13 protein-coding genes are annotated in these 13,353 nt (G+C 63.7%); 10 read left to right on the forward strand and 3 right to left on the reverse strand.

Annotation, left to right across the window (positions count from 1 at the left end):
* Positions 1-29 precede the first annotated feature (29 nt).
* Entirely contained in the window at positions 30-659 is a 630-nt protein-coding gene (locus NS1_RS27455; protein ID WP_062989059.1) for a winged helix-turn-helix transcriptional regulator, read from the forward strand.
* Positions 660-707: 48 nt separating this feature from the next.
* Here NS1_RS27455 and NS1_RS42515 read toward each other — a convergent pair whose 3' ends face one another.
* Entirely contained in the window at positions 708-1,274 is a 567-nt protein-coding gene (locus tag NS1_RS42515; RefSeq protein ID WP_373864369.1) for an ATP-binding protein, read from the reverse strand.
* Positions 1,275-1,918: 644 nt separating this feature from the next.
* On the opposite strand from NS1_RS42515, the gene NS1_RS38650 reads away from it, so the two are divergent.
* The 8 genes from NS1_RS38650 (at position 1,919) to NS1_RS27495 (ending at position 10,036) form a co-directional block, all read left to right on the forward strand.
* The gene (locus NS1_RS38650; RefSeq protein WP_157125405.1) at positions 1,919-2,920 is read left to right on the forward strand and encodes a papain-like cysteine protease family protein; all 1,002 of its coding nucleotides are present in this window, start codon (positions 1,919-1,921) and stop codon (positions 2,918-2,920) included.
* 12 nt (positions 2,921-2,932) lie between these two features.
* The gene (locus NS1_RS27470) at positions 2,933-3,499 is read left to right on the forward strand and encodes a hypothetical protein (protein WP_062989061.1); all 567 of its coding nucleotides are present in this window, start codon (positions 2,933-2,935) and stop codon (positions 3,497-3,499) included.
* 191 nt (positions 3,500-3,690) lie between these two features.
* Positions 3,691-4,884, forward strand: coding sequence for a hypothetical protein (locus tag NS1_RS27475; protein ID WP_157125406.1), 1,194 nt, complete (start codon positions 3,691-3,693; stop codon positions 4,882-4,884).
* 640 nt (positions 4,885-5,524) lie between these two features.
* Positions 5,525-6,487: a hypothetical protein gene (locus NS1_RS40305; protein ID WP_157125407.1), complete on the forward strand. Its 963-nt coding sequence runs from the start codon at positions 5,525-5,527 to the stop codon at positions 6,485-6,487.
* 480 nt (positions 6,488-6,967) lie between these two features.
* Positions 6,968-7,231 carry a helix-turn-helix domain-containing protein gene (locus tag NS1_RS39345; protein ID WP_245661757.1) on the forward strand — a complete coding sequence of 88 codons (264 nt, stop codon included), beginning with the start codon at positions 6,968-6,970 and terminating at the stop codon, positions 7,229-7,231.
* A 161-nt stretch (positions 7,232-7,392) separates the two neighbouring features.
* Positions 7,393-8,706, forward strand: a complete 1,314-nt coding sequence (locus NS1_RS41880) for a hypothetical protein (protein ID WP_062989067.1) — start codon at positions 7,393-7,395, stop codon at positions 8,704-8,706.
* Positions 8,600-9,316, forward strand: coding sequence for an MmyB family transcriptional regulator (locus NS1_RS27490; RefSeq protein WP_373864370.1), 717 nt, complete (start codon positions 8,600-8,602; stop codon positions 9,314-9,316). The genes NS1_RS41880 and NS1_RS27490 overlap by 107 nt, the downstream gene beginning before the upstream one ends.
* A 498-nt stretch (positions 9,317-9,814) precedes the next feature.
* Positions 9,815-10,036 (forward strand): hypothetical protein, encoded by a 222-nt coding sequence (locus tag NS1_RS27495; protein ID WP_062989071.1) that lies wholly within the window; start codon positions 9,815-9,817, stop codon positions 10,034-10,036.
* A 134-nt stretch (positions 10,037-10,170) separates the two neighbouring features.
* On the opposite strand, the gene NS1_RS27500 is transcribed toward NS1_RS27495, so the two are convergent.
* Both NS1_RS27500 and NS1_RS27505 read right to left on the reverse strand, forming a co-directional pair.
* Positions 10,171-11,463 carry a hypothetical protein gene (locus tag NS1_RS27500; protein ID WP_062989073.1) on the reverse strand — a complete coding sequence of 431 codons (1,293 nt, stop codon included), beginning with the start codon at positions 11,461-11,463 and terminating at the stop codon, positions 10,171-10,173.
* A complete protein-coding gene (locus NS1_RS27505) occupies positions 11,460-12,653 on the reverse strand; it encodes a coiled-coil domain-containing protein (protein ID WP_062989075.1) in 1,194 nt (397 codons plus the stop codon). The genes NS1_RS27500 and NS1_RS27505 overlap by 4 nt, the downstream gene beginning before the upstream one ends.
* Before the next feature lie 396 nt (positions 12,654-13,049).
* Between NS1_RS27505 and NS1_RS27510 the strand changes: the two genes are divergently transcribed.
* Entirely contained in the window at positions 13,050-13,343 is a 294-nt protein-coding gene (locus NS1_RS27510) for a hypothetical protein (protein WP_157125408.1), read from the forward strand.
* The last annotated feature ends 10 nt before the right edge of the window (positions 13,344-13,353 follow it).

A 13,353-nucleotide genomic window follows, 5' to 3' on the forward strand; every position in this document is an offset into this window, starting at 1 on the left:
TTGATAAGTTCAAGCGATTGTAGGAATTGATGCGTAGCTACGGCCAGTACTGCGGGCTTGCCCGTTCCCTCGAAGTTGTCGGTGACCGGTGGAACCTGCTCATCGTCCGGGAGCTACTCATCGCCCCCGCTCGCTACCGGGACCTGATCGAGGGACTCCCCGGCATTGCCACCAACCTGCTCGCCGACCGGCTTCGCGACCTCGAGGCCGCGGGTGTTGTCGAGCGGCGACTCACGGGCGTGGGCAGCGTGGTCGAATACGCCCTGACGCCGTGGGGTGCCGAACTACGCCAGCCCGTCGAGAGCCTGATTCGCTGGTCCACCCCGTTGATGGTCCGCGGCCCCGCCGACGATGATTCCTTCCGCCCCGGGTGGCTCGCCCTCGCACTTCCCGCCTTACTCGACACCCGTGTCGAGGTTCGCCTCTCGGCAACGGTCGGCCTCGAGATCGGGGACTCACCTCTACAGCTCCGCACGACGAGTTCGGGTTTCGAGGTCGGCCCGCACGACGGCCGCGAGCTTGACGCCACCGTCCGCGCGGACCCCGCTTACATCCTCGGCCTCGCCGCCGGCGCCTTCACTCTCAGCGATGCCCGCGCCTTCGGTCTGGTCGAGATCGACGGTGACGAGTCTGTCGTCCGCACCGTCTTCGCCGCCTGACTGCGCCGGTCCGCCATTTGACCTGGGAACTATCGGTCAATCTCGACGTCACCCGGGGGCAGTCGCTCTGGCTTGGGCGGTGCGGGCAAGCCGGTAGGAGTCGGTGCCGGTTTCGATGATGTGCCCGCCGAAGGTGAGTCGGTCTACGATCGCGGCGCAAAGCCTTGGGTCGGTGAAGGTTTTGGTCCAGCCGGAGAACAACTCGTTCGACGCGATCGCGACGGAGTTCTTCTCTTCGCGTTCGGTCAGGACTTGAACAGCAGTTCCGCGCCGCGGCGGTCGAGTTGTGTAGCCGAGCTCGTCGACGCAGAGCAGGTCGACACGACCGCAGCGGGCGATCGTCTTCATGAGTTGTTTGTCGTCGGCGGCTCTCATCAGCAGCAGTTCCCCGATCGCTTCAACGCGGTGCAACGCAGCATCATCCCTGGCGTCCAGTTGATCTGGCCGATGCAGAGAACACCGGGCCGACAGATCCACGATTTTGAGACGAAGTCGGACCCGTACTTCGCGCCGCGAGATGCCCGGCCGCGCCCGCGCGCAGGGCAGGATCTTTCTGATGGCGAACTCCGTCAAGGTGAGCATCTCCGGCGCGAGCAGGCTCAGACCCACTGCCACGAGTCCACGTCCGGGGCCGGTGATCGCGGTCCATCAAGATATCGGCCGGATCGATGGCGAGCGAGGTGAACGACGACGTGAGTCCGGTGACGAGCGCAGCGTTCGCCGCGATCCGGCGGGTGCGATTCGTGCGACCCCGCGCCCGTGTCGGACTCGCGTCTGCGATCGGGCTGCGGGAAGCGATCTCGCGACTGGCGATCCAGGCGGCGGCGATACTGGCGCCGAGCATCAGGGCCGCTCCGAGCAGCGGTAGGTCCGAGCCCGGAGATGTCCGGTCGCGTCGTCGACCAGGCCGGTGCCGTGGATGCCCGCCAGCAGACCCACGATGCGGCCTACCGTGCGACACCACCGACGGACTGAGGCAGGTGTACCACGGTGGTATCTCCCATTGACCGACCCCGCGGATATCGAGGCGGCAGTGCCCGTAGCCAGGATACTCTGAGATCTCGAATTGTTCTGCGCTGCAGTGATTTTCGCGTTCAGGGCACTTGCCGAACGAAAACCCGCCCCGAGGCCAAAGACCGTGTGCGCCCAGGCCGTCTGTGCTGAACTGGGTCCATCCCACAGGCATCGACCGAAATATCTTGCAGCAGAGCAGGTTTCGCTCATGACCAGGGATGCACCTGCATGGAAGAGGGCCCATCATGGCATTGTCAGTAGCCGACCTCGCAGTCCTGGGGGACACACCGGTCACCATCCGGTCGACGGCGTTTTCGAATGTGTACCTACGAATGGACGCCAACGGGGTGACCGCCCCGGCCGACTACGGCGGCGGTACGGTCAACTGCCAATACGGGGCGGCCCTCTACGAGCGGTTCCGGGTCCGACCCCAAGCCGATGGCTCTTTTGCCTTCGAGTCGGTGGCTTTTCCGAAGGTCTACCTGCGCATGGACGGCAGGGCGGTGAGCACCCAGACCGAATCCGGCGGCGGCACGGTCAACGCCCAGTACAGCGCCACCGGCCCCGGCCCCTGGGAGAAGTACAACACCAGGCCACAGACGGACGGATCAGTCTCCTTCGAGTCCGCCGCCTTCCCGAAGGTCTACCTGCGCTTGAACGGTAGCGGAGTGACCACCACCAGCGGCGCCGGCGGCACGGTCAACGCCCAGTTCGGTGCCGAGGGCGGCATCCACGAGAAGTTCTTTCTCGCCATGGACGACCAGCGTCTGGACTTCCGGATGCAGCACCAAGAGCAAACCATGTGGTGCTGGAACGCGGCCACAGTCAGCACCGCGGCGTACTACGACCCGGCATCGACCTGGACCCAGGGCAAACTGGCCAACGCGGAGTTGGGCCGCAACGACTGCGCCGTCGGGGCGGGCGCGGTATCGCCGTGTAACCAGGGCCGGTGGCCCGATACCGCGCTCACCCGGATCGGGCGGCTCAACGCGCGCTCGAACAACGCCTTGACCAACGTCCAACTCGGCGCCGAGATGACCAAATCCGCACCGGTCGTCGTGAACATCTCCTGGCAGGGCGGAGGCGGCCACATCGTCGCTGTGCGAGGGCGTTCGGTGATCAACGGTGTCGACTACGTCAGCGTCGCCGATCCGTGGGAGGGCGACTCCGATGTCACCTACGACGTCTTCCGCAACAGGTACCAGGGCAGCGGAACCTGGACCGTCAGCTACAAGACCCAGCCCTGAGGAGAACCGCTCATGCCGCTCCATCTGCCCGACCCGCCCTCCGAAGTCCCCGACAAGGTCAAAGGGAAACTTCGCGCGTTCGCCGACGGCGCGAAATTCTCGACCAAGGCGCTGCGCGGGGCCCGCAAGGACCAACTCGACCTGTCCACACCCCACCAGATCTTCACCCTCGGTCTCGATGACATCACCGCCGGCGCGGGTCTGGACGCGGCCCGTCCGGTGGGCTGGCGCTACCTCGTCGTAGACGGCGCCCAGATCATCGCCAGCGCCGAAACCACGCTGGCTCCCGACGGCACCCAAGAGATGGCGCAGTTCACCGAAGGACCGTTCGTCCTGGCCACCGACAAAGCCCTGAAGATTGTTCGAAAACTGCCCCAACTCGCGGCTGCCGGGTTCGAGCTTCGGCTGCTGCGCATCCCCGCCCTGTATGTGATGGCACTGTGGTTGCACTCTCCGTTTGTCGAGCTTCTCGTTCCGCTGGACCCCTCACCGATCGGCAAGGAAGGCAAGCCCGTCCCCGCGGGCCAGTTCCTCGCCGAGCTTTCCGAACTCGCCCGCACGATGAGCCCACCCGCGTAAGGACCCGGTCGGGAACCCGGTTCGTCTCGGCGGCCGACCATTTCCGCCTCGGAGCCCCGAATACGGCGCTGATGTCAGCGACATACGGCGCGTTGCACGAAAGGGGATGGTCATCGCAATACTTGCGATGACCAGCCCTGACACCGAGCGATGGCAGTCTGCAGATAGCTGAGGTGGAGGGCGGGCGAGGCGTGGCGATCGTCGGGTCGGGCCGTCCCATTCCGTCGCTCACGCCACCGCAGTTCCTTAGCTGCGTCGAAAATCTCGCAATCCGGCCACAGAACTGGGGGCACGTCGGCGGCAGCGCTGTGACGCCGATTGCTGGAAAGATCAACGCTATGCGCTCTACCGTGCCCACCCTCGGGTTGCTGATGACGGCCGTCCTGCTGACCGGATGCGGCTACTTCGATCGAGGACGCGACCAGGCCGAACATGACAGCTGGTCACGCAAGATCGAGACGGCCATCCAGGCCCTCCCGGGGGTGACCGACGCATCACACCGCTTCGAGCACTACAAGGGCAGGCATTTCACCGCCGAACTCGACGTGCAGCTCCGCGACGACGCCACACCGGCCGAGGCCGCGTCTGTGGTCAGTGCCATGGGCGCTCAACCGCTTCCGCGCCGTTTCAAAGGCGACCCGATAACGGTCACCATCGACCGGATGGCGGACTCCTATTCCGCGTACTGGATGTTCGGCCGTGACGTGAGCACGGAAGCGAACGCCGCAAACAACTGGGCGCGACTATGGGCTGCGGGCACCGAAGTGCACTGGGACTCGAGCGGCGGCTTCGCGGACCGCATCACCAACGCCATCGACATCCGGGCGGGCTCCGAGACCGAACCCCACCGCGCCATCGCGGCGATGCGCCGAATCATCCAGGACTTCCCCGAACTGGCGTCCAACCAGTGGACCGTATCCACCGTTCATGAGCGGGAGCGCGGGTTCACCAATCATTCGGAACGGAGCCCCGGATCGTATCCATGGCCCCACGATCGCGTCACCCCCCACCAAGAGCCCACCCCTCGCTTCCCGTCCAATGACGAACTCGACCTGTGGCAGTGGTTCCTGACCGATCAACCCATCCCGTTCTTCGCTCAGGTGTCGGTCTACGACCCGCCTCTTGAAGGCCGCACACTGGGCGTCACCGTATTCCCTCCCGTAGGGACGGAATTCAGCGCAGCGCAGACCACACAACTCGCCGATCTGCATCTTCCCTACCTGGCAGGCTCCGGCGCGGCGGTCGCCTACACGATCCACACACCCAACGGCCCCGCCTACTCCATGGGCCCCTTTTTCGAGGTCGTGGTCGGCGGCTGCCAGACACCCGGATACACCGTCCTACCGGAGTCGCAGCCCTATCGACGTCAATACGAACACTGCTGATCCGCGTTCCACAACCCCCGGAATCCGCAGGTTCGTCAGCACCGTTTCTGCACGTATATTGCACAAAAAGGCTGGCCGACACGAAACCAATGCCTGAACAGCCACTACGTGCGGTCCCAGCTGGTTTCAAGCCAGCAGACCCCACGACGGCTTGCGGCCAGCACGTTGAGGCGGCTCGCCGACGCCTGACGCAGGATTCCGAGAACAGATCCGCATAGCAATCGAAGACATCAACGCAGCGATCTGGCAGATCCGACAGAGTATGTTGGGACACAACACATTTCGTCACTCAGTCGCGCTGAGCTGCGCCGTTCGAGCAAGCTCGAAGGTCGCAAGTGCCCCAGGTGACTTCGCCCCTCAGTTTAGACACAAGCCGATATAACGCCAGTTCAAGGTGCATGCCCATCGGCATGATGGTGCGTTGCCGAGACTGAGATGACCTCGGCCCGTTGATCTTCAGGCGTGACGGGTGGCCGCTTTCGAACCGAGGACGAGCGACATGAGAGGACGCCGCCGCCCGACGTCGATATGACTGCTTCGGAGAACGTACGAGCGCCGTCAGCCGACCGCGAAAGTTCTTGGGCCGTGCAAGGTTTGCGACCAGGTCGGAAGTAACCGTTCAGCCTTGTATCCTCCCTCAGTGACCCTTCTGGTAACCGCCGTGACTCGGAATCATGCGTTTCACGCGAGCGATCAACTCGTGACCTATGGACATGCTGGCCTGATCGTCGAGCACGACAGGAGGGCGAACAAGACGATCGTCATCGTTGGGTCAGATTGTTGGCTCGTCCTGGGGTACACGGGAGTGGCATATATCGATGCTCGCCCGACTGATCAGTTTATCGCCGAGGCTGTATCCGGTGTGGCCGACCTTTCAAAGGGCGGGATTCTCATGCGAGGGCACGGCCAGCCGCTTCGGATCCACTTCGAAAAGATCGGCCGACGGATCGTAGAGAGCGTAGACGCTGCATTCCGACGGCTCCCGTCGGCTGCCCAGAAGCATAAACTGATCCTGATCGGCTCCGGGCTGCAGTTCACCAAACCAGCGTGGCGGCACATTATCTTCAAGGTTGAGTTCGACGAGAAAAAGTGGGATAGCGTAGGCGATTCTGGTCGGTGGCCATCGTGGAATTCGTTCGCGCTGAACGCTGCCGGGGACGTCCGCGAGCCCATCATCAAACGGGCTCGCGAGCGGGTCAAGGCAGAAGGATCTGAGTCGCCAGAACGGATACGGTCGATCATGGTCGACGCGGTGCGGGAAACGGGCGCAGCATCGAAACTAGTAGGTGAAAACGTGATTTCAGTGATTCTCGCACCTGAGCAGTCAGAGATCGGAGTTTACCTTGACCTATCGGATGCTGGGCCGACGATCGAGTCGCCGAGCACCGATCCTGATCGAATCTTGCCGCCGCCCGCGGTCTACACGCCTTTTGTGCTCCTGCCGTCTGCAGTGCACTGTCCATCAATCGCAAGCGCTGGAGTGTGCCGAGTAGACGGGTTGGCGCTCAAATTTTATGGTCCCGCTTCCACCGTCGGAGGCGGTTTCTTGCACGGCTATGACCGTGAGCCTCCGCCAGGAGTACGGCGAGGCCGACCGAACTGAGCGGGGTCGCGTGACATCCCCACAGATGCCAGCTGAAGCCCCGGTCCCACCAGCGCAGCGACCTGAATCGGGAGGTACAGGAAGGCACACCACCGGTAAGACCCCCATTATCAGCGGTCAGGCCGCCGTCGACCCCCGCGTATGGATCGATTTGCCGATCTCTCTGGTCGGCCCCTCCCACCCGCGTAACGCCGAAGGCCCCGAGCTCGCAAGTAATGAGCTCGGGGCCTTCGTGATTGGGTAATCGGCCGCACACAGGCTTGATGCAAGCTAATGGTTGGCGTTTCACAGTGTAGACGTGGCGGGCGGGTATCGGACAGTCACGGGTCAGTTCCCGACGACGATGCGCGTCACCGACCGACTGGCATGTCGTGTCGCCCAGTTCCACACCAACCCGACATACGTCGTTCTCGTCGTTCTCTTCCCCGTCTATACTGAGGTCGGAAGAGCCATTGATCACCGACGAAAAATTGGTGTGTCATGTCTTCTTCCGATTCCTCACCGTCGGCTCGACGCGACGGTTCGAGCAGCTCTCGTCCTCACCTGGCTCCTGGCGACGAAACATGGCTCAGCACTGCTGAACTCGCCGCCCGCCTGAAAATTCCCGTCAAGACCCTCGCGGCATGGGCCGGCTCCGGTCGCGGGCCTCGTTATGCCCGGATGGGGCGCTACCGGCGCTACCGACTCGGTGACGTCCGCGCCTGGGAAGACCAACGGTTCGCCGACGGCGGCGGCAGTCAGTAGCCCCGGTCAGTCGCGCCGACTTCCGTGCATCCCTCGAATACGTATCCGCCTCCTCACCGCTTCGGCGGACCTGTCACGCGCATATGCCTGCATCCAGCCGCCGCTTCGCGTGCGGTTCGCGCTGCCCCGAATCACTGCGTCCGAGTTCAAGGAAGGTAATCATGGCCGGGCGAGTCCCCCATCCGGTCGGCACCTTCGGCCGACCCACGCCGCCACGAAAACAACGGAACGGCACCTGGCGCACCACCGCCCGCTACTACGGCGCCTGGGGTATCCAGTACATCGAACGCACCGGCCCCACAGCAGGTGAAGCACGCAACCGCCTCGCTGAAGCGATACGCGACTTCCGCGAGGACACCGGTGAACAGCGCATCACACGCACTACCACCCTGCTCACTCTGGCCGAGGAACTACTCGCCGAGATGGAGGCCGACGAAGCCTGCAGTCCCGGCCTGGTCGAGGACTACCGCCGCGAGATCCTCGTTTCCCGAGACAAACGAGCGAACCCGAAAACCATCAAGATCGAGAACACCCTGGGCCGTCTACAGATCTGGCAAGCGACCGCCGGCGAGCTCGATCGACACCTCAAACGGCTACTGGCCCAGGGGTTTCGCCGTAAGGCCAAACAGCACAAGATCATCCTGCGGGCAATGATGCAGATCGCCGTCCGCCATGGTGCCGCGACGACCAATCCCGTCGCCGGCGTCTCCTCGTTTCGCAAAGCCAAACGGGCCGCACGCGGAAAAGTCGCAGACATGGCAGCGCTGCCTGCCTTTCGCGCCCAAGTGCGCGCATGGGCACGCGGCGAGGAGATCCCCGGCACCCCTGCCTATGTCAGCGGACCACCCCGCGACTGGACCATGGTGTGGGTCGTCGACGTCATCACCGGCACCGGGATCCGCCCCCACGAAGTCTTCGCCCTCCTCCTCGAGGACATCGACCTCGAGGCAGACGAACCCTATCTCGATATCACCGGGACGCTCATCGAAGTCAAAGGAGAAGGCACCGGCGGCTGGGTCCGTAAGCCCGTGCCGAAATCCGAAAACGGCTGGCGCAGGATACTTCTGCCCGCGCACACCGTCGAAGCAATCGAAGAAGCGATCCTGGACCTGAAGGTCAGCGACCGCCCCAACCCGCTCGGCATGCTGTTTCCCGCACGCAACGGATCAGTCCGAAACCCCAACGGATCTCGTCACGAAATCGCAATATTGCGTTCAAACCACGCAATCTGTGACGTCCACCACAAACTCCCGGGGGGGGAGACAATTGAACGAACGAATTGCACGGCCCCACAAGGGACGCCAACGCCGACGTGCCCCCAAACGACCACAGGTCTCGATCCCAGACCTCGGCACCACCATCGCGTGGATTCGAGACGATCTCGGACTCACCCAGAACCAAGCCGCCACAGCGGTCAACTTCAGCGCCGTCCATCTGGGACGTTTCGAACGCGGCGAGTCCAAGCCGCCCCCTGACACTCTCGAGAAAATCATCAGCGGATACCGCCTCGACAAGGCGATGGCCTCCCACCTGCGTGAGCTCGCAGGGCCCGCGATCATGCTGGCACCACCCGATGCCTTGCGCTCCTACGTCCAAGCAGAGAAATCCCTGAGGATCAACCTCGAGCGGTTCCAAGCCCGCGCCATCCCCGCCGCCTTCATCGATCCATTCTGGAACGTGCTGGCGCACAACGACTTGTTCGCTACCGCCCTTCCTGCCATCGAAGACAGCCGTTCGATATCGGTATGGATGTTGAGCGATCACAGCAAGACCGTGGTCGTCGACCCCGAAAGCGAAGGTTCCTGGACAGTCGCGATGCTGAAATCAGCCCTGGGAAGGCACCGGAGTTCAGCGCAGGCAAAAGAGCTCGTTTCCGCCTTGGCGCCGATCAGCGATGCTCGGCGACTGTGGGCAGCCAGCGTGAACGTCGCCCGTGGGCGCGACTCGCGGTGCCTGTTGCACGCCTACGACACCAACCACAGCCCGGTCTCCTACCAGCTGGCGCTGGCCGACGGCATACTCGCTCACCACATCCAGCTCATCACGGCGACACCAGAGGCGTACTCCGGTCCTGAAATCGACTAGCGACCAAGGACATCCGGCCGGTGCAGTGACGACAGATCTGCTTGCGCCGGTCGGAGGTTTGTGACCACTCACAGGGCGAGGGCTTGTCGTACTGTGCCTGAATCGCCACCAATTTCTCGGTGCCAGCAGAAAACTGGTGGCGAACATCGCCGAATTTGTGTTTTCCTGTATACGGGAAGAGCCACTGATCGGGCCGAAAGGTGCCCGATGCAATTTCATACGACTGCTATCCCGCTCCCGGGGCGCGAGGATTCTTCAGCGCTGCCGCCGCGAGCTGTCTTCGCTTATCTGCTGTGGCATTTCCGGTGCCGCACCGGCTCGAACAGTTGCCGTGTCTTGAGCGCTGCCCCGCCACGTGATCACAATTCGTGCGCTGTGGCCTCCGCCGACACCGCACGAATAGCCGTAATTCTCTGGGCGATTGCCGCCCTCCTCAGACGCGGCGCGTACACCACTGCGCATCCGTGCTCCACGTCGACCACGACCGGAGGCACGTCGGTGAACGATGAAGTCTCGACCCCGCCTCCACCGCCGCTTCGCCGATGGGTCAACACCCGATCCGCGGCCGCCCACATCGGCATCCATCCAGAAGTGCTGCGCCGCTGGGCCCGCCAACCAGGCAAGCACACCTGGCTACCCAAACCCATCCGAGTCGGAAAGGAATTCCGTTGGGACATCGACGCACTCGAAACCGCCTTGGCGGACCTGGACGACCGATGACAGGAGGACGACGATGAGGCGCGGTAGACCGCCACGGCCCCTCGGCGTCCCCGGCAAACCCCTGACCTTCTCGGTGCGGGGTTTCAGTTGTATCAGCTGCACGCTGTGGAGGCGCCGGGCGTTCCCAGTCCGCGTCACCGTCCACCTACCGCTTCGTCGGCGGGCGATGGGCCGACGGAGTTCGTCAGTAGTTCCGCGATGGTGAGCGCCTCGGGCAGGCTCCAAGTCGCCGCTTCATCGGCGAGCAGCTCTCCCCACGACGGTGCTCCGGTTTCTGCACGGGCCGCGGCGTCGGAGCGGACCTTCAAAGCGAGCATCCCGATCCGCATGAGTACCGGAATGTTGAGATGTCGAGCGGCGACGGCGGTTTCACCAGCAATCGCGGCTGCGGTGGTCTTCGACACGCTGATCGCTCCGGCTGCGGCGTGCGCGGCGAGCAGCATCTCTGTGTGTTTGGCCGCTGCAGAAGTCGCCAGCCGTGGCGTGCCCGTGCAACGGTAGGCCCCGAGGTGGGTGTGGGTTCGGATGACGACCTCGGTCGCGAGCATCCCTAGACCCGGGGTCAACATTCCGGAGCGAAGGTTCAACCCGTCGCCGGAGTTCGTTCCGGCGTAAGCGTCATTGGCGAACTTCCGCAAGTCGGGGTTCGGCATCTCGGCGAGAAATGTCCAGCCCGGCAGCGGAAGGTTCATCGGGGTGACAAAGTCGGCGGCCCAGTGTTTCAACAGAAGCGCGACTGCGAGATGCCGCTCAGGCGCTTGCGCGAACGGCAGACCGGAGCGAGTTGTCGCAACCTTTTCGACCATCCGCTGTCCGTCTTCCCACCACGTGCCTTCGAAGGTTCCCGTGCGGATCTGATGGAGGGCGGCGAAGAACCGGCCGATGTCGTGGCCGGCCGACCGAACGCGATGTGCCGGACCGCCGAATTTCGGGCCGGTGTAATCGATGGGCAGTCGGGCGGTCTCTCGCTCCCACCGGCGCAGCAGGTCGGTCTTCTTCAACAAGGACAGACCACTGAGCACTGCAGCGTCTACCTGGTTGTCGTAGAGGTTTCCGAGTGCGCCGATGAGCCCGGAGACACCCACGACGACCAAGTCGCCACGTTCCCACGGAACCCGTTGGGCCGCCCGCCACCCATCGAGTTGCCGCAGCGCGATCGGGTCGAGGATGTCGGCAATGTCGGCCTCGCCCCACCCCTCGACTTCGCGACGCTGCCGATGATGGTCCGTGAGTTCGGCATAGGTGAGGCCAGTCGAGGCGCCCACGATGCGCTCTGCGGCCGCGTGTTCGATCGGCTTGTCCGAAAGCGCTGATGCGGCAATCGATTCGATGTCGTCGAGGTCGCGCGTGAGTGCATCCAAGTTGGCGATGTAGTCGTCATCGATCGGCGAGATCCGCTCGTTGGAGTTGCTGTCAGCGGCGCTCACGCTGCTTCCTCGAGGTCGTCAGCGAGGACAGATACCCCCTCGGCAAGGGTCTCCACGGTCTTCTTCTCACCCTCCAGATCCTCGAGTTCGGCGAGCAAGGCCTGAAGTTCATCATTCTCTGGTCCGGTGACACGCTCCTTGAGCCGGTCGGCGACGATCCGGAAGCGAGCGACGCGATCTTCGGCCGCCTGGCGTTGATCGCGCTCAGCGTTCAGCTCTGCTTGCTTGGTCTCGAGTTGCGCACGAAGGATTTCGATTCGCTCGGCGAGAGTCACGACGGTCTTGCCCAGGCTTGTCACGCGCTCGCGGAGACTGACGATGACAGCCTTGGCTGCCTCTTCGTTGCCGTCGACATCGCGCAGCACGAGCTGGGTCACGACGTGGAGTCGGATGGCGTCGGCGGCGATACGAGCGGCCGTGAACCCGGCAGCCTTACCCGCGAGCGTGACTGCCCCGACTCCTGCTGCGCCGCTGAAGCCGGTAATCAGCGCGGCACCACCGGCCATGCCGAGACCACCGGCCGCGATGGAACCACCCCCGATCGCCGCCAGGCCCGCCGATGTAGCCACCGCGCCCGAATAGCCAAGAACAAGCGCTCCGTAGGCGCCGGCGATTGCTGGTGCGGCGAGGCCGCCGGTCAGGACACCGAGTCCGAGGCCGGCACCCGCCAGGAGCGCGTATTTGGTCCAGTTGCTCGCCTTGGACAGCTTTTTGATCGCGTCCTTGTATGCGTTTTCCACAGCCGGGAGGTCTTCGGGATGGAGTTGATCCATCGACCGATGGGCGGCGGCGAGAGCTTCGGCGCGGACGGCCTTGTCCCACTTGCCTTCTACCCACGGCTCGAACCCGTACAGGTCGATCAGCAGAAGCAAGGCCCGTGACCGTCTCGCCACGACCGAGGAGATCTGTGGCCCAGCGGACTCGAGCGCCTCGAGATTCGGAGACTCACCATCCGCGGCGATCTGGTGAACGACTTCGGCGACAGCGGGCGACCAGTCGTCCTGGTCGCGCGCCACGATGGCCGCAACGGCGTTGTCGCGGAAGGAGTTACGGATTTCGCGTTTGGACGGAAGGTGCTTGCCCTTCGACGCGGCGATGTCGCGCTGCATCATCTGGTACTGCCACGCGGTGAGGATGAAGTCCTCATCGGGAGAGAGCTCGAGCTTCTTCTGTACCTGCACCGCGTCCATGCGCGTGACATTAGCGAGACAGCCCGACAAGTGCTGGCGGATCCGAACGAACGCAGGACGAGACACGGGCGACGGTGCTCGCGGGGCCACGGAACGAACGGTGCCTACCTCACGCATCACTCCACAAGGAGTTCGACAAGGTCGGAATACTCTGCAGAACGGTACTATTCGTCGACCAGGGCACCGTTCAGAAGACCGGGTCATGCTAGGAGAACAGTTGTGAGGCGCGTAGCTGTTGCTGGATGCATCGCAGCATTGGTCGCTGGGTTGGGCGCATGCAGTGGCGACGGTCAAGACGGCGTGTTCGTAACTCCTTCGGTGGTGGTATCCACTGGGGCATCAGCGACGTCTGTGGTGAGATCCTCGCTCCCGCCCGCAGCCACTACCGCTGCTGCTGTGGTCGATGCGATGGAGGCTGCGGGCCTTCCCGCCACGGGGCGCGCGGACCGCACCAAGGTAGCCGGGTGCGCTGACCTGGGGTGTTCACAGATGATCGCGATTGATCCGGTATCGGTGTACCAGTTCGATGGCGAAGCGGCCGCGGAGAAGTACGCAACCATCATGTCGAAATCGTCGCTGATTTACAGGAACGGCTCGATCGTGCTGCGCTTCAAGCGTGATGGGCCGAGCCCGATCGACAAGACCTTGATTCCGCAATACCAAGCCGCGCTCGACGGGCTTCTTCCGTAGTCTGCGCATC

This window comes from Nocardia salmonicida NBRC 13393 (genome assembly GCF_001613085.1).
GTDB lineage: Bacteria > Actinomycetota > Actinomycetes > Mycobacteriales > Mycobacteriaceae > Nocardia > Nocardia salmonicida.